Genomic DNA, 20,253 nt, shown 5'->3' with positions numbered 1-20,253 from the left:
GCGTTTCCGGGCTGACCGCCGAAATATATGCCGGGACAGGCTTACGGAGGCTGTTGCTGGCTGCGTTTCCGAGGTTGATCCGCCCCTCCGCTGCAGGCAGGCGAAAACTGCTTGCCGGTCCCCAGCCGCCTGCAGTTGCGCCGCAACTGCCGCATCGGCGGGGCGCCGTGATCGCCTCCTCGGAGGGAACCTCGGCCGGAGTTTTCCGCCGATCTGCCGGATTACGACCGTCGGTGCGTCACAGCAGGTAACAACGCATGTTACAAATATACTAAAAAGTTGCCGAAGTGTTCTATTTGGCGTGGAAAAAACGGTCAAACAAAAAATCCGCTCCGGAGGTCCCGGAGCGGATCAGTTGTGTGCTGGTTTGAACGTTAGATCGCCTTGATCTCGCGCAGTACGTCGTTGGTCTTGTGTACGGCGGCGGCCGAAGCGGCGAACTTCGCGGCCTCCTCCTTCGTCAGTTCGATCTTCACGATCTTCTCGATGCCCTTGCGGCCGATGATCGCGGGAACGCCGATGCAGAGGTCCTTTTCGCCGTACTCGCCGTCGAGGTAGCACGAACAGGGGATCAGCTTCTTCTGGTCGTTGAGGATCGCCTCGACCATCATCGAAGCCGCTGCGCCCGGAGCGTACCAGGCCGACGTGCCGATGAGTTTGGTGAGCGTGGCGCCGCCGACCATCGTGCTCTGCACGGCCTCCTCCAACTTCTTCTTCGAGGCGAACTGAGTCACGGGAACCCCGTTCACGGAGGCTTTCGACAGCAGCGGGATCATCGTCGTGTCGCCGTGGCCGCCGATGACCATGCCGTCGACGTTGTTGATGTTCGCTCCGGTGGCTTTGGCCAGGTAGCACTTGAAACGCGACGAGTCGAGGGCGCCGCCCATGCCGATCACACGGTTCTTCGGCAGCCCCGAAGCCTTCAGTGCCAGGTAGGTCAGCGTGTCCATCGGGTTGGCCACCACGATGACGATGGCGCGCGGCGAGTACTTGATGACGTTTTCGATGACGCCCTTCATGATGTTGGCATTCGTGCCGATCAGCTCCTCGCGCGTCATGCCCGGCTTGCGGGGAATGCCCGAGGTGATGACCACCACGTCGGAGTTGGCCGACTGCTTGTAGTCGTTGGTCGCGCCGACGAGCTTCGTGTCGAAGTCCATCAGTGTCGAGCACTGGTACATGTCGAGCATCTTGCCCTCGGAAAGGCCCTCCTTGATGTCGATCAGGACCACTTCGCTCGCCACCTCGCGGCAAGCCATTACGTTTGCGCACGTTGCGCCTACTGCGCCTGCGCCTACTACGGTTACTTTGGACATGTTTTCTAAGTATTAAGTTTGGTTTTACGTTCTTTCGGTGTTTCCTCGCTTTGGCCTGTCCTCGCTTTGGCCTGTCCTCGCTCGCGGCGTGCCGCCGCGGTTGCAAGTCTGACCTTCCCCCAAATCCCCTCCTCGGAGGCGATTTATGTACGCTGCGCGGAAAGTGCGGGTCGGGAAGCAGTCGGGCTTATTCGTTCTTCTTGCCGAATTGCCTTCTGCCGCCTCGGTGATTAATTGTGTTATTGTTATGCGGCTCCGTGGCCGCGCGAACCTCTGTTTCGTCTTTTCGACCGACAGGTCGGCGGGCCGCAGCCTCCGGCGGCGAAAGCCCGCTCTACGCGTCCCTTCGCAGGCTGCTGCCCGAGCGGATAGAACCCAAGCCGGCAGCCAAAAACCCACTCATTGCGTCCCTCAGCAGGCTGCCGCCCGACAAGAGTTCAACCGACAGTCAATGGGGTGTGCACCGCGATCCCGCTTCCGACAGCCGGCTTTCGACGGTACGGAAAAACCGAACTCTTTCGACCCTCTTTGCCTGCGCCGCCCCAAGCAGGAACTATCCGATCAGCGCCCGATACTGCTCGGCGGTAAGCAGCGCGTCGTACTCTTCGGCCGAAGCGACTTTTACCTTGACGATCCAGCCCTCGCCGTAGGGGTCCTTGTTGACCTGCGAGGGGTCGGCGTCCACCGCGTCGTTGAACTCGATGATCTCGCCGCCGACGGGCAGGAAAGCGTCGCTGACGGTCTTCACTGCCTCGATCGAGCCGAACACCTCGCCTGCGGCGAGCGTTTCGCCCACGGTCGGTACGTCGACGAAAACCACGTCGCCCAGCTGGCTCTGCGCAAAGTCGGTGATGCCGATGACGGCCGTATCCCCCTCGAGGCGACACCACTCGTGGTCGCTGGAGTATTTCAGATTTTCGGGTATGTTCATAATCGTTGTTGTTTGGTTGCGATTCGTAATTTTTCTGATGCAAATATAGCTGTTATTTCGGTAACAGCAAGGATTCGTGTTATTTTTTTAACAAACCTTTTCGCTCGTGACTTGTGGATAGCGGATTCAGCGTTCCGCGATAACGAACTCGATCTGGCGGAAGAGAAATTCGTGCCGCGTGCCGTCCGCTTCGCGCAGGAGCAGTTCGCCCGAGGGGCGCACCCCCTCGATGGCGGCGAGCAGCAGCGTGCCGTCGGGACGGCGGTAGGGGTGCATCTCTCCGAGGCGGTACATCCGCGTGCGGTAGTCGCGCTGCAACGCCTCCCGGTCGCCCCGCTCCAACTGTGCGTAGCGCGCCGCTATCCGGCTGAGAAATGTTTCGAGCACCTCGCCCCGGTCGAACTTCCGCCCGGTCAGCTGCGCCATCGACACGGGGTTGGGCAGCGCGGGGTCGAACGCCGTCTGGTTGACGTTGATGCCGATGCCGGCCACCGAGCGGGCGAGCGTTGCGCCCGAGTAGTTGTGCTCGATGAGCATGCCCACGATCTTGCGGTCGCCCGCGTAGATGTCGTTGGTCCACTTGATGCGGGTCGCAATGCCGTAGGCTTCGAATGTCTCGGTGAGGGCGATCGAGAGCGCCTCCGAGAGGAGGAACTGTTCGCCCACGGGCAGGAAGCGGGGTTCCAGGACCAGCGAAAAGGTGAGGTTCTCTCCCTCGGCGCTGCTCCATGCGTGGCCCCGCTGGCCGCGCCCGGCGGTCTGCCGCTCGGCCCAGACGACGTCGCCGTGGCTGAATTCCGCCCGCTTGGCGTCGTCGTTGGTGGAGGTGGTCTCTTCGATGCGATGGATCATGGGGAGGAATGGATCAGGCCGAAACGCCGAAGTCGCGCAGGGCGTCGTTGAGCGATGTTTTCTTGTCGGTGGACTCCTTGCGGCGGCCGATGATCAGCGCGCAGGTGATGCTGTACTCGCCCGCGGGGAACTGCTTGCGGTAGCTGCCCGGCACGACCACCGAGCGCGGCGGCACGTAGCCGCGGTACTCGACGGGTTCCGCGCCCGTCACGTCGATGATGTGCGTCGATCCAGTGATGACGGTGTTCGACCCGAGCACCGCTTCGCGGCAGACGTGCGCCCCCTCGACCACGATCGAGCGCGAGCCGATGAAGCAGTTGTCCTCGATGATGACCGGGGCCGCCTGCACCGGTTCGAGCACCCCGCCGATGCCCACGCCGCCCGAGAGGTGGACGTGGCGACCGATCTGGGCGCACGAACCGACCGTGGCCCACGTGTCGACCATCGTGCCCGTGTCGACGTATGCGCCGATGTTGACGTAGGAGGGCATCAGGATGGCTCCCGGGGCGACATAGGCCCCGTAGCGCGCCACAGCGTGGGGTACGGCGCGTACACCTAACTGCTCGTAGCCGTGCTTGAGCTCCATCTTGTCGTACCACTCCAGTTCGCCCGCTTCCATCTTGCGCATGGGCTGAATCGGGAAGTATAGGATGATGGCCTTCTTGACCCATTCGTTGACCTGCCAAAGGCTTTGGGCGGGGTCCACCGGTTCGGCCGTGCGCAGCTGGCCCCGGTCCACCAGGTCCACCGCGCGGCGGATGGCCTGCTGCGTCGCCTCCTCGCGGAGCAGCGCGCGCTCCTCCCACGCCTGTTCGATGATCGTTCTGAGTTCGTCGTACATATTCGGTTCTGCTGTTCGTTCGTATCCCTCCCCGCGGGGAGAGGTGCGAAAGTTACGCAATTTTTTGCTAACTTTGCTCCCAAACATACCCAAACACCCCCAATGACGATGAAAAACTGGTGTACTGCCGTGGCTCTGGGAGCCTTTGCGGCGCTATTTGCAGGTTGCAGCAACATGAAGACCATCAAACTGATGCCCTATCCCACCACGGAGCGCGGCGAGGTGGTGGACAACTATTTCGGGACTGAAGTGGCCGATCCCTACCGCTGGCTGGAGGACGACAACTCCGATGCCACGGCCGCCTGGGTCGAGGCGCAGAACGCCGTGACGCAGGATTACCTCTCGCAGATTCCCTTCCGCGGGGCGATCCGCGAGCGTCTTACCGAGTTGTGGAACTACCCCAAGGAGTCCGCGCCCGCCAAACACGGCGACTGGTGGTACTACGCCTATAACGACGGTCTTCAGAACCAGTCGGTGATCTACCGCACGCAGGAGCCGGGCACGCCGGGCGAGGTGTTCCTCGATCCGAACACCCTCTCGGACGACGGTACGGTGGCGCTGGCCGCCATGTCGTTCTCCAAAGACGGCAGGTATTTCGCCTATTCGGCGGCCGCATCGGGTTCGGACTGGGTCGAGATCCGCGTGATCAATACCGCCGACAAGTCGCTCGCGGAGGATCGGATCGAGTGGGTCAAATTCTCGGGTGCGGTCTGGGCGCCCGATTCCGAGGGGTTCTATTACAGTGCTTACGATGCACCCGAAAAGGGCGTTTTCTCGTCGCAGAACCAGTTCCAGAAGGTTTATTACCACAAACTTGGCACGCCACAGACGGCCGACCGCCTCATCTACGAGGACAAGGCCCATCCGCTGCGTTACTTCTCGGCCTGGCCTTCGGAGGACGGCAAGTGGCTCTTCGTCGTGGGCTCTGAAGGGACCTCGGGAACCGAAATTCTCTATAAGAAAGTTTCCGACGCGAAGTTCCGCACGCTGCTGCCCGGCTTCGACGCCGACTACGACATCGCCGAGTGCCGGAACGATCAGCTCTACTACCGCACCAACCGCGGCGCGTCGAACTATGCGTTGCGCCGCATCGACCTGAACGATCCAGCAAAGCGGGAGACCGTAATTCCCGAGCACGACCGCAACCTGCTCGAGGGCGTCGGTTCGGCGGGCGGCAGCCTCTTTGCCGTCTATCTGGAGGATGCGCAGAACAAGGTCTATCAATACGATTTCGACGGCAAACTGATCCGCGAGGCGGCGCTGCCGGCGATCGGTACGGTCGGCGGCTTCGACGGCGAGGAGGAGGATGCCGAAATCTACTACGCGCTCACGAACTACACGGCGCCCGCGACTATCTACCGCTACGACATCGCCTCGGGCGAATCGACGCTTTACAAGGCGCCGCAGGTCAACTTCGACCCCGAGCTGTTCACCACCGAACAGGTGTTCTACACCTCGAAGGACGGCACGCAGGTTCCGATGTTCATCACCCATCGCAAGGACATGAAACTCAACGGGAAGAATCCCTGCTACCTCTACGCCTACGGCGGTTTCCAGATCAACCAGACGCCCGGCTTCAACCCCTCGGCGATCATGTTCGTCGAGCAGGGCGGCATCTACTGCGTGGCCAACCTGCGCGGCGGCTCGGAGTACGGCGAGGCGTGGCACAAGGCCGGCATGAAGGAGCATAAGCAGAACGTCTTCGATGACTTCATCGCTGCGGCGGAATACCTTATCAAGAACAAATACACCTCGTCGGACAAGCTGGCCATCGCCGGCGGTTCGAACGGCGGTCTGCTGGTGGGCGCCTGCGAGGTGCAGCGCCCCGACCTCTACGCCGTCTGCCTCCCGGCCGTGGGCGTGATGGACATGCTCCGCTACCACAAGTTCACCATCGGCTGGGGCTGGGCCGTGGAGTACGGTTCGAGCGACAACGAGGAGGAGTTCGCCTATATCTACAAGTATTCGCCGTTGCATAATATCCGCGAGGGCGTCGAGTACCCCGCAACGCTGGTCACCACGGCCGATCACGACGACCGCGTGGTTCCGGCGCACTCGTTCAAGTTCGCGGCGCAGATGCAGCACTGTCAGGCGGCGGGAAACTACCCCACTCCGATCCTGATCCGTATCGAATCGAAAGCAGGCCACGGCGCGGGCAAACCCACGTCGAAACGCATCGACGAGGCGGCCGATACCTACGCGTTCCTGTTCCAGAATATCGGTGTGCCGTACCGGAAGGTAGGGGATAGGTAGGCCGGTTTTTCGTGCCGCTGTTTCGGCGGCTGCCTGCAAAGGATTGTTTTGGCGTTGCGCGATGCAGTAAAGTAGCTTGCTGACGCAGCCTGCGGAGCATGGTTCTTTGAACCAAACGTTCTTGCCCTTTCTTTAAAAGAAAGGGCGAAAGAACCGCGCACGCAGAAAACGGCGGCCGGTCGTCCTCCTTCTCGCTGAACGGGCACGAAAGCTAAAGCATATCGCACACCCGTTCCGGGCGCTCGTCGTCGGCCGACCGTAATTCCCGCCGTTTCCAGAAGTGCGCGAGCAGGTGCGGCGCGTTGCGCCGCAGATTAAGATTGTAGGAAGGCTTTGTTTTCGGGCGCAGCCTGCGGAGGGGCGCGATAAGCGGGCCTCCGCGCCGGGAGGCTGCGGCCCGCCGGTTCTTCGAACCGAATGAGATTATTTGGGTAATTTTACCGAATAAGGCTGATTTTAAGGGCCATGGCCTGCGAGGCACGCGATTAGCGGGCCTTCGCCGGTGGAGGCTGCGGCCCGCCGGTTCTTCGAACCGTAACAGGACAAACCGTCTTGCGACCCGCCGACCTGACAGTCATGAGAACAGGGTCGCAAGAGGCAGAAAGTAAGAAACTTCATACAAGAGGCTCTTCTCCCTCCCTGAGGGAGGGCCGGGGTGGGGTCAGGTTTATAAACGCGGGGGCATGCCGCGGGCAACGGCGGCCGATAGCAGGGAGAGCGTCGGAGGCCGCAGGCAAGCAAGAGGAGAATTAAGGTTAGTTAGCATACATACCATGAAAGTCTACAAATTCGGCGGCGCTTCGGTGCGCAACGCCGACGGGGTGCGCAATCTGCGGAAGATCATCGACGACGAACAGCACCTCTTCATCATCGTCTCGGCGATGGGCAAGACGACCAACGCGCTGGAGAAGGTGTTCCAAGGGGTGCAGCAGGGCGATCAGGCCCTCTGCCGCGAGCAGATCGACGCGCTGCGCGACTACCATGCCGGGATCATCGGCGATCTTTGGCGCGGTCCCGCGCAGCTCGAACGGGTCGAGGCGCTCTTCGAGGAACTGGAGCGGGTTGCGGCGGGTCAAGGCTACCGCACGGAGGATGCGGAGTTGTGGTACGACCGGATCGTCGCTTTCGGCGAGCTGGTCTCGACGACCATCATCTCCGAATACCTCAACTACGCCGGGGTGCGCAACCGCTGGATCGACATGCGCCGCTGTTTTCGGACCGAGCAGCGCCACAAGGACGCGAGCGTCGATCTCGAAGCCTCCGCACCCCTGCTGCGTGCGGCGCTGGCCGGAGCGGAGGAGACGATCTTCGTGGGGCAGGGATTCATCGGCGGTGCGCCCGACGGCACGACGACCACCCTCGGGCGCGAGGGTTCGGACTACTCGGCGGCCGTGGCGGCCAGCATCCTCGATGCGGAGTCGATGTCGGTGTGGAAGGACGTGGACGGCGTGCTGAACGCCGATCCGAAGATCTTCCCCGATGCCGTGCAGATCGCCGAACTGAACTACCTGGACACGATCGAGCTGGCGTACAGCGGAGCGCAGATTATCCACCCGAAGACCATCAAGCCGCTGCAAAACAAGAATATCCCGCTCTACGTGCGGCCATTCGGCGACAAGCGCAAGGCGGGGACGGTCATCCGCGGCATGTCCGCGCCGGTCGAAGTTCCGATCCTGATTTTGAAGAAGGATCAGGTGCTGCTGACGATCCGCTCGCGCGACTTTTCGTTCGTGCTGGAGGAGAAGTTCGCCACGATCTTCTCGCTGCTCGAACGCTACCGCGTCAAGGCCAACCTGATCCACAACTCGGCCGTAAACCTGAGCCTTTGCGTGGACAACTCGTGGCATATCGACGAGGCGATCGACGCGCTGCGCGGTGCGGGGTGCGACGTGATGAAGGCCGAGAACATGGAGCTGCTGACCGTGCGCGGCTATACCGACGAGCTGTGGCAGCGCTACGCCATCGGGCCGCAGGTCTTCGTGCGGCAGGCCACGCAGTCGACCGTGCGCGTGGTCCGCAAACGGGAATGAAATCGACCTGTCCTTATATCCTGACAGTCAAAAAACCGCTCTTTTTTGCTCGTTCTGTTTTCTGCCGTTGCGATCGGGGCGCAAACGCCCGCACGGATCGCCGGGTTCGTCTCCTCGTTCGAGAACCGTTTTGCCGGACCGTCGCTCAACGGCCGTACGGAGTTCATCGCCCCGGAGGTGGAGGCGGCGACGGGCTACGGTTTCAGCAGCCGCTTCTCGCTCTGCCTGCCCGTGACGCCGGGCTGCGGCTTTCTCGACCGCGACGGTTCCAAAACCTACCGGCAGTCGGGACTGCTGGGGTTGGCGGCCGGTTGCAGCCCGCTGCACGACAAGCGGCAGCAACTCGAATTGCCGGCGTGTTTCGGCGGTACGGTCGAAAGGAGCTGGAATACCTCTGTTACGACGGAGGTATCCGTTCCGGATGGGGGCTGGCGTCGCACGGAGCGATGTACCTCGGTGGGAGCGTCCGCTTCTACGACAGCCTGCGGGAGACGGGCGGCCACGATTGCAACCTCTACGTGACGGTGGGATTCCGCGTCGACTGCTTCCGCGCGAGGAAGCACCGACGCGGCGGTCGGATCAGCAACATAGCGGCTTCGGCGACGAGGCCGCCTTGCGTTTATCCCTCCCCGTTCGGCATTCGGAATTCATCCGGACGGAAACCGCGGGAGCGACAGGAGGGAACCGCCCCGAACCCGCCCCGCTTCTTCGCCCCGATGACCGTGCGGCCGACAGGACTTGTTCGGGCCATCGATTCTTTCTCCGAAGATATTCAAAGAAAAAGTTGTGTATTCAAAAAAAAATATTTATATTACGCATGTGAGTTCTGGAAAGTTTATACCAAATGTACCGAACCTTTCCACGAATTGGATTTCGGCGTCATATGTCATTTTATCGATATTTCTCACAATTCTGGAACGAAATGGTCTCCATAGTATATACGGATGAGCAATTATCCGATATGGTTATTAATGATGAGATTCCGGTCGAGGTAACGACAAATGGACTGAGCAGTTGGTGGAGGTGTACCGCGGACACATTCAAACGGCGAAAAGAGTATATCCAGGCCGATTCTTCATCAGACCTTTTATGCGACTTATCGAATATCCTTATGGGTTCATGTTATATAGGGACATTTTTACGCGCATCTACTCTCTGCTTATAAAAACCTCAGACTATGCAACCCTATGAACCCCTCGTCCTGCTCGTTTTCTGCTGCATCATCTTGTCCTGTGCAGCGGTGATCTGGTTCGCCGTCGCCTCCTGGTACAAATACCGATTCTCTGCGTGGTGGCTGCTCGCCCTGCTGTTCGCCCCTTTCGCGCAGCTGCTCTTCCCCTTATACGGCTCTCTGCGATACAAGGCGGCTAAAAAAGGGCGAAGGCCGTCTGCGGAAATCGCGCGCAACCGGATCTATCGGCGCATGTGCTGGGCGATCCCGGCCTATGTCGTGGTGGTGAACGCTACGACCTACTTCCTTCTCAGGCTCTCTTACGCGGGGTGGGAGAACGAGCTTCAATACGGCCTGACCACGCTGTCGCTGCTGATAGCAGCCATTCTCTGCCTCTGGATTTTCCGGCGGAAATGACCGTTTTGCCTCCGGCGCGCCCGGCAAGTGAGCCTTTCGGATCGTCCCGGAAGGCTCGCTATCTTCCTAAAGGCTCGCTATCTTGTAGACGAGGCCGAGTCAATTCATCAGCCGTAGTTTGTGGAGAATCTCCAGATAGGAGTCGCTGCGGATTTCGCCGCGCTTCTTCATGTCGAGGATCGTGCGGATGATGTAGCGGACGATCTCGCGCTGCAACCGTTTGTAGAGCGGGCAGCGGATGTAGTTCTCGTTGTCGAGCAGCACGTCGCGGATCGAACGCAGCGAATTGGTGTAGTTCGACATTTCGTTCTTGAGCGCCACGCCCCGCTTTTCGGAGGCCGTGATGCGGGCGATGGCCATTTCGCGCAGCTTCTCGCACACCGAGTTGAGCAGGATCATCACCACGTTGTCCATCAGCGTGTGGCCGTGCATGAACAGATAGGCGTTTTCGGGCGTAAGGCCGCGGGCGCGGAGCTGCTGTTCGAAGGTCTTCATCGGTTCGATCATGCGCGGGTTGCGCTGCGCGAGCAGCCGTTCGCGCTTTTCGACGTTGCGCGCCAGCCACGCGAGCGTGTTGGCGCCGTTCTGAGCCAGATCGAGGTAGCCCAGCCGCACCGAAGCCTTGAAGTCGATCAGCGGAAAGACGTTCTCCGTGGCGAGCTGCGCCGAGAAGGCGTACCAGACGAACAGCGGGTAGATCGTGCACGAATAGGCGTGCATGAACTTCACGAAGTCGAAGATGCGCGCGTCGTTCTTGGTGGCCTTTACGCAGACGTTGTGCAGCGAGGGGGCGTAGCAGAGGTAGTTTTCGGTGGCGTAGGCGAAGGTGTGGAACATGAACTTCGAGCCGTTGACCTCTCGGGACTGGGGCGTGCGGTCGGCGAAGAGGTAGTCGAAGTCCGAATCGACGCACAGCAGCAACTCCTCCGACGAGTGCGGGATCATGTTCATCAGCACCTTCTTGCCTTTGGGCAGGTCGCCGCGGTCGGGGACCGAAATCTCGAAGCAGAGATAGGGATTCTGGAAGTGGTCGAAGATGCCGCGCCAGAAGGCCACGTCCTCGTACCCCTCGACGTAGACCTTCACCAGCCGCTGGTCGGGATTGGCCGGCAGGGGCTTGGGCAGTTCGTCCGGCGTCGTGCGCGTGAATGGGTTGAACCGGCGCAGTTTGTCACGCATCTTCTTCGGCATGGGCTTGGCGCTCCTCTGCATCGGGGCCTGGAGCGGTCGGTGCTCCGGCATTGGCAGCAGAGGGCTTTGACAAAGATAATATTTTTGTTAAATTTGCACAAAATAAGGCACTTCTTTCGGCGTTAAAATCTAACGAAAAGAACAACATGGCGGAGAACGACTGGAAATCACGGCTGGGAATGGTCTACTCGACCGATCCGGATTTCAACTATGCGACCGAAGAGCGGCAGCAGGCCGAGTTGCTCCCGCCCGCGCGGCAGCAGCTGCGCGTGTGGCTCGACCGCCGGCAGCGGGCGGGCAAGGTGGTGACGATTGTCCGCGGCTTCGTCGGCCCGGACGATGCCCTGCAGGAGCTGGCGCGGCTGCTGAAAACCAAGTGCGGCGTGGGCGGCGCGGCCAAAGAGGGCGAAATCATCATCCAGGGCGACCACCGCGACCGGGTGGTGGAACTGTTGACCCGCAGCGGCTACGGCTGCAAAAAAGCCGGTTCGTGATGCGCCGCCTCGTCCCGCTCCTCGCTGTGCTGTTCGTCCTTACGGGCGGGCAGCGCGCTGCGGCGCAGTACTATTCGTGGGGTTCGGACCCGCCGCTGAAGTGGTCGGCGATCCGCACGCCCGACGTGCGGGTGATCTTCCCCGATACGGTCTCCGGCGTGGCGCAGCGCACGCTCTTCTACATCCGCACCGTGCGCCCCGACATCTCCTACGGATTCACGCACGGACCGATGCGCATCCCCTTCGTCCTGCACCCCGAGAATTTCCAGTCGAACGGACTGGTCATGTACCTGCCCAAGCGCGTGGAGTTCCTCACCTCGCCCTCCCTGCACAGCTATTCGATGCCGTGGATCAAGCAGCTGGTGGCGCACGAATACCGCCACGCCGTGCAGTACAACAACCTCAACCGGGGCGTGATCCGCGTTTTGAGCTATCTGTTCGGGCAGCAGGGGTCGACCGTCGGTCTGTTGTGCATGCCGATCTGGGCCCTGGAGGGCGACGCGGTGATGTCCGAAACGTCCATGTCCTCTTACGGCCGCGGGCTGCAACCCTCCTTCACGATCGCCTACCGTGCGATGGGGCGCGTGGGCGAGGGCCGCGACGGGCGGCTGCGGCGCAACCCCGACCGCTGGTTCTGCGGCTCCTACCGCGACTTTATCCCCGACCACTACCACCTGGGCTACCAGATCTGCTCCTACGCCTACGGCCGTTACGGGGAGAACATCTGGAACAAGGTCGGCCGCTACGGGGTGCGCAACCCCTATGTTCTGGCCACCACGCGCGTCGGACTTGAGAAATACTACGACACCAACGTCGACCGCCTCTTCCGGGAAACGTTCGACGACCTGCAGCGACTTTGGGATTCGATCCCGCAGACGCCGGACAGCGCCGAGCCGCTGGTGCGGATGCCGGAGGGAAACCATACGACCTGGCAGTGGCCGCTGCCGCTCGACGACGGGTCGGTGCTGGCGCTCAAGACCGACTTCGACCGGACGACGCGTTTCGTAAGGATCGACCCCGCGACGGGCGCCGAGCGGGTCATCTGCCACACGGGCGTGGTTTCGACCCGCCCGGTTCTGCGCAACGGCCGTGTCTGGTGGACCGAATACCGCCGCTCGAAGCTCTTCGAGCAGCGCGTCAATTCGCAGTTGTGCTACATGGACCTCGCCAAGGGGCGCCCCCGGACGGTGGCCCGCCCGCGCAATGCGCTCTATCCGACCGCGGCGGGGGAGGCTCTCGCGTGGGTCGAGTACAACCCCGACGGCCGCTATTCGGTCGTCGTGCGGGACGACGACGGGGCGGAGCGGCGCTATGCGGCCCCATCCGGCAAGGAGCTGCACGGGCTGGCGTGGGACGACGGGACCGGGGCACTCTACGTGCTGGTGACCGACGACAGCGGCATGTGGCTCGGCCGCATCGGCGAAGAGGGGCTGCACGCGGTGACCGCGGGGGCCTACATCACGCTGAGCAACCTGCGGGCCGGAGGGGGCAGGCTCTACTTCGGCTCGATCGCTTCGGGAAAGGACGAGGTGCACTGCTACGACCTGACGGAGGAGCGCGAGTACCGCATCACCACCTCCACGTACGGCGCATTCGACGGCGCTCCGGCGGCCGGCGGCAAGGAATTGCTCGCAACGACTTACGACCGCCGCGGCTATTGTGCCGCCCGGCAGCCGATCGCCGACAGCGCGCTGATCGCGGTCGCGCCCGCGCGGCTTCCGGTCAATCTGGTAAACCCCGTCCGGAAGCGGTGGGAGGTGGTCAACCTCGACACGGTGCGCTTCACGGCGGCCGATTCGCTGCGACAGGGTGCCGCGTACCGCACGCGCCGCTACCGCAAAGGGGCCAATCTGCTCAACGTGCATAGCTGGATGCCCGCGGCGTTCGATCCGTTCGAGGCGGTGGACGAACACAGCGTCGACGTGAATGCGGGCCTGACGCTCCTCTCGCAGAACCTCCTCTCGAACACCGAGGCGTTCGCCTCCTACGGCTGGAACCGAAACGAAGGGTCGCTCTTCAAGGTGGGCGTGCGCTATTTCGGACTGGGCGTGCACCTCGATTTCGACGCTTCCTACGGCGGCGACCAGCTCTTCTACTCGCCGCTCGCTGCGCGCGACCCGCAGTCGGGCAAAGTGTTCTACCAGCCGCGGCCCGCGCCCGAGAAATATTACTCGGTGGGACTTTCGGCCTCGCTGCCGCTGCTGTTCCAGCAGGGTTACCACACGCGCCGGCTCACGTTGTCGACCGCTTGGAACTACTCCAACGGCATGGTGGCGGAGGTAGACAAGATCGTGTGGCACGACGGCGCCATCGTCAACATCCGCGACATCGGCTTCCGCGAGGGGCTGCACAAGATCGCCCTGGGGGCGTCGTGGTCCGACCAGGTGCGCATGGCCCACCGCGAGATCGCGCCCCGCTGGGGCTATACGCTCGCCGCGACCTATACGTTCAACCCCGCCGACCGCCTTTTCAGCGACCTGATCTCCCTCTACGGGCAGGTCTACCTGCCGGGCGCGGCGCGCAACAACTCGGTGAAGCTGGCCGCCGCCTACCAGACCTCGCTGGGCGGTTACCGGTTCCCGTCGGGCTACGCTCCGTTGAGCTACCGTTCCTCGCGGCTGATCCCGCGCGGCTTCACCTCGTCGAATATCATTTCGGACAACTACTTCGCCGTCTCGGCCGACTACCAGCTTCCGGTGTGGTATCCCGAGGGCGGCATCCCGTCGGTGATCTACTTCAAGCGCGTGCGGTTGAACGTCGGCGGCGACTTCGCCCGCTTCCGCGATGCCCGGATTGGCGACACCGAACGGCGCTTGTGGTCCGTGGGCGGGGACCTGGTGATCGACTTCAACGTGCTGCGCATGCCGGCATCGGCTACCTCGACCTTCAAATTCTCGGTCTACCACCCCTCCTCGGGCGGGGTGTGGACGGCCGTTTCGCTGGGACTTCCGTTCTGACATACCAAACGCGCGCGGGGCGCGTTCTTGGAAAAAATAGTTACCTTTGCAGCAAAATCGGTTTATGGCACAAAAGAAACGGTCGGGCGTCAGCCCCAAAACGATCAAATACATCTGGTACGTCGCTTTCGCGCCCTTCGCGCTGGTGGCCGTGATGCTGCTGCTCACCGCGCTGGGCGTGTTCGGACGCCTGCCCTCGTTCGAGGAGCTGGAGAATCCGCGCAGCAACCTCGCCACGGAGATCTACTCGGAGGACGGCAAGGTGATCGGGACCTACTTCGTGCAGAACCGCTCCTACGTGCAGTACGCCGATCTGTTCCCCTCCGATTCGACGTTCCACATCCGCATGGGCGGCCGGGAGGTTCCGCCGCTGGTGGCGGCGCTGGTGGCCACGGAAGATATTCGTTTCCGAGGCCATTCGGGCATCGACATCCCGTCGCTGGCCCGCGTGGCGGTGAAAACGCTCCTTTTGCAGAACACCTCGCAGGGCGGCGGCTCGACCATCACCCAGCAGCTGGCCAAGAACCTCTTCCCGCGCGACACGACCAGCCGCGGCCGCATCGGACGCAAGGCCAAGCTGGTGGTTTCGAAGTTCAAGGAGTGGATCACGGCGCTCAAACTGGAGTACAACTACACGAAGGAGGAGATCGCCGCCATGTACCTCAATACGGTCGAATACGGTTCGAACGCCTACGGCATCAAGACCGCGGCGCAGACCTTCTTCAACAAGGAGCCGGACCAGCTGAACGTGCAGGAGTCCGCGATGCTGGTGGGCGTGGTGAACGCCCCGACGCGCTACTCGCCCGTGCGCAACCCGGAGAACGCCCTCGTGCGCCGCAACCTGGTGCTCTCGCGCATGCGCGACGCCGGGGCGCTGACGCGCCGGGAGTACGATTCGATCGCGGCGCTGCCCATCATTCTCAACTACAAACCCGTGTCGCATAACGAGGGCACGGCGACCTACTTCCGCGAAATGCTGCGGCTGGTGATGAGCGCCGAGCGGCCCCGCCGCGGACAGTTCAACAACGACTGGGACTATGAGCAGGCGGTCCGCGAATACGACGAAAACCCGCTCTACGGCTGGTGTCGCAAGAACAGCAAGGCCGACGGCACGCCCTACGATATCTACCGCGACGGACTGAAAATCTACACCACGATCAACTCCGTGATGCAGACCTACGCCGAGCAGGCCCTCCAGCGGCAGATGGAGAGCGTCATCCAGCCCCGCATGGACGAGCAGTACCGCCGCACGAAGGTGCTCTTCATCGACGCCGACAAGGCCGAGCGCGAGCGCATCATGCGCAACGCCGTGCGCTATTCGGACCGTTACCGCGAGATGCAGCGCGCCGGGATCGCCGAGCGCGAGATTCTGGCCTCGTTCGACCGGCCCGTGGCAATGAAGGTCTTCACCTACAAGGGCGAGCGCGATACGGTGATGACCCCGCGCGACTCGATCCTCCACCACAAGCGCATCCTGCGCGCCTCGTTCGTGGCGCTCGATCCCCGCACGGGCTATGTCAAGGCATACGTCGGCGGGCCGAACTTCCGCTACTTTAAGTACGACATGGCCAAGCAGGGCAAGCGGCAGATCGGCTCGACGATCAAACCTTTCGTCTATACGTTCGCCATCGACCACCTGGGCATGACCCCCTGCACGCAGGTTCCGAACCTGCCCGTGACCATCGAGACGGCCAACGGCACGGCCTGGTCGCCCAAGGAGGCGGGCAAGGTGGAGCAGAACGGCGAGCTGCACCCCCTTTCGTGGGGGCTGGCGCGCAGCCGCAACAACTATTCGGCGTGGATCATGAAGCAGGCCAAGCAGCCCGCCGCCGTGGCCGACTTCATCCACAACATGGGCATCCGCAGCTACATCGATCCCGTGCCGGCGCTCTGCCTCGGGACCTCCGAGTCGAACGTCTTCGAGCTGGTGAGCGCCTTTTCGACCTTCGCCAACGAGGGGGTACACACCGATGCGATCTTCGTGACACGCATCGAGGACAGGCAGGGCAACCTGATCGCCAGCTTCATTCCCCAGTCGCAGGACGCTATCAGCGAACGCACGGCCTACACGATGCTCACCATGTTGCAGGGGGTGGTCAACGCCGGAACGGCGGGCCGCCTCAAGTGGCAGTACGGTTTCGACGGGGTGGAGATCGGCGGCAAAACCGGAACGTCGAACCGCAACCGCGACGCCTGGTTCGTGGGGGTGGCTCCGCGGATCGTGGCCGGGGCGTGGGTCGGCGGCGAGGATCAGGCCACGCACCTCATGTCGGCGGGCGAGGGCGGCGTGGTGGCGCTGCCGATTGTGGGCGACTTCCTCAAAAAGGTCTACGACGACGGTCGCTTCGGCATCAGCCGCACCGACCGTTTCACGCGTCCGGCGCTCATGCCCCATTACGACTGCGACCAGACCGTAACCGACGAGGGACGCTCCTCGGAGACCGGGATCGCCGAGGACGACGACTTTTTCGATTGAACCGGATTTCTCAATCGGGTGTTGTGCTGCGCGCGGTGTATATTGTGGTTTGCGGACGAAGCCTGCGGGGTGCTTATCGGGACGATGCGGTTTCCGCTGTTCCCAGGTGCGAGACCGGAGTGGCCCGGATTCCGGCCGCAGTTTGCGGAGTGCTTATTGGGATAATGCGGTTTCGCTGTTCTCTTGTGCGAGACCGAAGTGTGGCCCAGATTTCGGGCGCAGTCTGCGGAGGAACGCGATGAGCGGGCCTCCGCACCCGGAGGCTGCGGCCCGCCGACCTAAAGGTCGAAAACAAAACGAAGCGAATTTAGCCGCATGGCTAAAGCCGCCGAGCAGATATAGATTTATACCTGAGGTTCTTCGCCCCTCCCGAGGGAGGGGTCGGGGGTGGGGTCAGATTTATAAACGCGGCGGTACGCCGCGAGGTTCCGCAGGTGGGAGCAGGCATACGTTGAGACGATCCATGACCGTCCAGTTGACTATCCTCTTGGGCCTCCGCGTCCGGAGGCTGCGGCCCGCCGGCTTGACAGCCGAAAACAAGAAGAACGGAATACGACCCTCCGGCTCTTCGAGCCGCAAGACCGGATGAGTTGATGCGAAAGACCGCAACAGCACCCTTTCCGCCGCAGGCGGATATAAGTCCCCTCCGAGGAGGGGATTTAGGGGAGGGTCAGATTTGTAAACGACGCCGGAGGCGGCGAGGGGAACCGTACCAAAGCAGCATGTAGGGTCCGGAAAACAGTTTTATTTAACAAGCTAAAAATACGAACATGAAAATTGCGATTGTGGGCGCCAGCGGCGCAGTGGGGCAGGAGTTTCTGCGGATTTTGGAGAGCCGGGCGCTGCCCATAGACGAGTTGCTGCTCTTCGGGTCGGAACGCAGCGCCGGACGCACCTACCGCTTCCGCGGAGAGGAGATCGCTGTCCGCCTCTTGCAGCATAACGACGATTTCAGGGGGGTGGATTTCGCCCTCGTCTCCGCCGGGGCGGGGACCTCGCGCGAATTTGCGGAGACGATCACCCGCCACGGGGCCACGATGATCGACAATTCGAGCGCCTTCCGCATGGACGACGACGTGCCCCTGGTTGTCCCCGAGGTCAATGCCGAGGATGCGAAGCACGCGCCGTGGCGGATTATCGCCAACCCCAACTGCACGACGATCCAGCTGGTCGTGGCGCTTCATGCGCTCGAAAAGCTCTCGCATATCACCCGCGTGCATGTGGCGACCTATCAGTCGGCCAGCGGGGCCGGCGCGGCGGCGATGGACGAGCTGGTCGGGCAGTACGCCGACCTGGCGGCGGGCCGCGAGCCGACCGTGGAGAAGTTCGCGTTCCAGCTGGCTTACAACCTAATTCCCCATATCGACATCTTCACCGACAACGACTATTCGAAGGAGGAGATGAAGATGCACCTCGAGACGCGCAAGATCATGCATTCCGACGTGCGCGTGTCGGCGACGTGCGTGCGCGTGCCGGTGCTGCGCGCCCACTCGGAGAGCGTCTGGGTCGAGACCGAGCGTCCGGTGTCTGCGGCCGAGGCGCGCGAGGCGTTCTCCCGCGCCGAGGGGGTGGTGCTGATGGACGACCCCGCCGCAAAGGTCTACCCCATGCCGCTGCCCCTTACAGGGACGGACCCCGTCTATGTCGGCCGCATCCGGCAGGACCTTACCTCGGAGAACGGGCTGACGTTCTGGTGCGTGAGCGACCAGATCCGCAAGGGTGCGGCGCTCAATGCGGTGCAGATTCTCGAAAGCCTGCTTGCCGGACGGTAAAAGACGTGCCGGAAAACGAGCGGGGCGCAGGTACTGCCTGCGCCCCGCTCTGCTGTATGCGGCCGGATCACTTCTTGGTCCACACGGCCACCTTGCCGCCGTGCACCTTGAAGAGCGCCTTTCCGTCGTCGCCGATCTTGACCTCTTCGTCGAAACTGCCCGTGATCTCGTGCCAAGTCTCGCCGGCATGCGCTTCGCCCACGTCCATCACCTTTTCGCCGTCGTCGCCGTTCGAAAGCAGCAGCGCCAGCCCCGAATCGGGATGCTCCTGATCGCCCGTGCGCGTGAGGCCCACCGTGTTGGGGTGGTCGAAGTAGTCGTTCTGCTCGCCGAAGGCGCGCGAACGGCGGGCGTCGAGCAGGATGTCGAGGATGACCCGGTGGGGCGACAGTTCGCCCTTCACGCCGTAGTAGTCGCCGTAGAAGATGCAGGGATAGCCCTCCTTCATCAGCAGGATCAGCGCGTAGGCCAGCGGCTTGAACCACGCCTTGACCTGCGATTCGAGCGAACTGCCGCGCTGCGAGTCGTGGTTGTCGACGAACGTCACGGCCAGCGTGGGATACTTCTCCACCAGCGTGTCGGCGAGCAGCGTCTGCAGGTCGAAATCGCGTCCCTGCTGCGAGGCCTGGAAGAGCTTGTAGTGCAGCGGCGCGTCGAACAGGTCGACCGAGTGGTCTACGGCGTCGAGGTAAGCCTCAAGGTCGGTGAAATCGCCGCTCCAGTACTCGCCCACGGCGTAGAACTCCTTGCCGCGCGCATCGCGCAGGGCGTGCATGAAGTCGCCGATAAACTTGTTCTCGATGTGCTTGAGCGCATCGAGGCGCATGCCGTCGGCGTCGAGCGTCTCGGCGAACCACACGCCCCAGCGCTTCATCTCGGCCGCCACGTCGGGGTGGTCGAAATCCACGTCGTTGAAGATCAGGAAATCGTAGTTGCCGTTCTCGCCGTCGACCCCTTCGCTCCACTTCTTGCCCTCGCCCTGAATGAGGTAGATGGCCCGCTTGCCGGTTTCGTAGACCTGATCGGTTCCCGTGAAGTGATACCAGTGCCACTTGAAATCGGAGTACTTGTCGCCGCGCCCCGGGAAGGTGTATCCGGTCCAGCCCTCGACCTGCTTCGGTGGACCGATCACCTGCTCGCGGTTTTCGGGATCGACCTCGCAGGCCATGAACTTCTCCGTGTAGTCGGCCCCCGTCTTCTGGTTCATCACCGTGTCGAGGTAGACCGAAATCTTATTCTCGTGCAGCGCGGCGATGGCCTCCTCCAGCTCGCCGCGCGTGCCGTACTTGGTGCGTACGGTCCCCTTCTGGTCGAATTCCCCCAGGTCGTAGAGGTCGTAGACGGCGTACCCCTCGTCCTGCTGCTCGTCGGCCTTGTAGGCGGGCGGGACCCACACCGACGTCACGCCGATGTCGTGCAGGTGTTTGGCGTCCTCTTTCAGACGCGTCCATAATGTTCCGTCGTTGGGCAGATTCCACTCGAAATACTGCATCATCACTCCGTTTTTCATAGGCTCGTTTTTCAGTTGATAACCGCCTCCCTGCAAAGGGCA

At 62.3% G+C, this 20,253-nt stretch carries 14 protein-coding genes; 8 read left to right on the top strand and 6 right to left on the bottom strand.

All coding sequences use genetic code 11. The features are described 5' to 3' along the window. Positions 1-374: 374 nt before the first annotated feature. The 4 genes from mdh to ACMO9O_RS02180 form a co-directional block, all read right to left on the bottom strand. Positions 375-1,316, bottom strand: coding sequence for a malate dehydrogenase (gene mdh / locus ACMO9O_RS02195; RefSeq protein WP_418981984.1), 942 nt, complete (start codon positions 1,314-1,316; stop codon positions 375-377). Between the two features lie 553 nt (positions 1,317-1,869). Next, positions 1,870-2,247 (bottom strand): glycine cleavage system protein GcvH, encoded by a 378-nt coding sequence (gcvH, locus tag ACMO9O_RS02190; RefSeq protein WP_418981983.1) that lies wholly within the window; start codon positions 2,245-2,247, stop codon positions 1,870-1,872. A 126-nt stretch (positions 2,248-2,373) separates the two neighbouring features. Next, positions 2,374-3,099 carry a biotin--[acetyl-CoA-carboxylase] ligase gene (locus tag ACMO9O_RS02185; RefSeq protein ID WP_418981982.1) on the bottom strand — a complete coding sequence of 242 codons (726 nt, stop codon included), beginning with the start codon at positions 3,097-3,099 and terminating at the stop codon, positions 2,374-2,376. A gap of 13 nt (positions 3,100-3,112) precedes the next feature. Continuing rightward, entirely contained in the window at positions 3,113-3,940 is an 828-nt protein-coding gene (locus ACMO9O_RS02180; protein WP_418981981.1) for a 2,3,4,5-tetrahydropyridine-2,6-dicarboxylate N-succinyltransferase, read from the bottom strand. A gap of 108 nt (positions 3,941-4,048) precedes the next feature. Between ACMO9O_RS02180 and ACMO9O_RS02175 the strand changes: the two genes are divergently transcribed. From ACMO9O_RS02175 to ACMO9O_RS02160, 4 genes are all read left to right on the top strand, one after another. After that, the gene (locus ACMO9O_RS02175) at positions 4,049-6,193 is read left to right on the top strand and encodes a prolyl oligopeptidase family serine peptidase (protein WP_418981980.1); all 2,145 of its coding nucleotides are present in this window, start codon (positions 4,049-4,051) and stop codon (positions 6,191-6,193) included. 773 nt (positions 6,194-6,966) lie between these two features. After that, the gene (locus tag ACMO9O_RS02170) at positions 6,967-8,223 is read left to right on the top strand and encodes an aspartate kinase (protein ID WP_418981979.1); all 1,257 of its coding nucleotides are present in this window, start codon (positions 6,967-6,969) and stop codon (positions 8,221-8,223) included. Between the two features lie 45 nt (positions 8,224-8,268). Then, complete coding sequence (locus ACMO9O_RS02165) at positions 8,269-8,745, top strand: hypothetical protein (protein ID WP_418981978.1); 477 nt, start codon at positions 8,269-8,271, stop codon at positions 8,743-8,745. A 655-nt stretch (positions 8,746-9,400) separates the two neighbouring features. Next, positions 9,401-9,811, top strand: coding sequence for a hypothetical protein (locus tag ACMO9O_RS02160; protein ID WP_418981977.1), 411 nt, complete (start codon positions 9,401-9,403; stop codon positions 9,809-9,811). A gap of 99 nt (positions 9,812-9,910) precedes the next feature. Here ACMO9O_RS02160 and ACMO9O_RS02155 read toward each other — a convergent pair whose 3' ends face one another. Beyond that, entirely contained in the window at positions 9,911-11,002 is a 1,092-nt protein-coding gene (locus ACMO9O_RS02155; RefSeq protein WP_418982132.1) for a DUF4435 domain-containing protein, read from the bottom strand. Between the two features lie 146 nt (positions 11,003-11,148). On the opposite strand from ACMO9O_RS02155, the gene ACMO9O_RS02150 reads away from it, so the two are divergent. The 4 genes from ACMO9O_RS02150 (at position 11,149) to ACMO9O_RS02135 (ending at position 18,701) form a co-directional block, all read left to right on the top strand. Beyond that, positions 11,149-11,496, top strand: coding sequence for a translation initiation factor (locus tag ACMO9O_RS02150; protein WP_418981976.1), 348 nt, complete (start codon positions 11,149-11,151; stop codon positions 11,494-11,496). Beyond that, positions 11,496-14,453 carry a hypothetical protein gene (locus tag ACMO9O_RS02145; protein ID WP_418981975.1) on the top strand — a complete coding sequence of 986 codons (2,958 nt, stop codon included), beginning with the start codon at positions 11,496-11,498 and terminating at the stop codon, positions 14,451-14,453. The genes ACMO9O_RS02150 and ACMO9O_RS02145 overlap by 1 nt, the downstream gene beginning before the upstream one ends. Before the next feature lie 64 nt (positions 14,454-14,517). Further along, positions 14,518-16,929: a transglycosylase domain-containing protein gene (locus tag ACMO9O_RS02140; RefSeq protein WP_418981974.1), complete on the top strand. Its 2,412-nt coding sequence runs from the start codon at positions 14,518-14,520 to the stop codon at positions 16,927-16,929. A gap of 770 nt (positions 16,930-17,699) precedes the next feature. Next, entirely contained in the window at positions 17,700-18,701 is a 1,002-nt protein-coding gene (locus tag ACMO9O_RS02135) for an aspartate-semialdehyde dehydrogenase (RefSeq protein WP_418981973.1), read from the top strand. A 67-nt stretch (positions 18,702-18,768) separates the two neighbouring features. On the opposite strand, the gene ACMO9O_RS02130 is transcribed toward ACMO9O_RS02135, so the two are convergent. Beyond that, positions 18,769-20,211, bottom strand: a complete 1,443-nt coding sequence (locus ACMO9O_RS02130; protein ID WP_418981972.1) for an alpha-amylase — start codon at positions 20,209-20,211, stop codon at positions 18,769-18,771. Positions 20,212-20,253: the final 42 nt, after the last annotated feature.

Origin of the sequence: Alistipes sp., from assembly GCF_048465635.1 — a bacterium.
In the GTDB taxonomy this organism is placed as follows: Bacteria; Bacteroidota; Bacteroidia; order Bacteroidales; family Rikenellaceae; genus Alistipes.
This window is presented reverse-complemented; position numbering and strand designations above follow the sequence as displayed.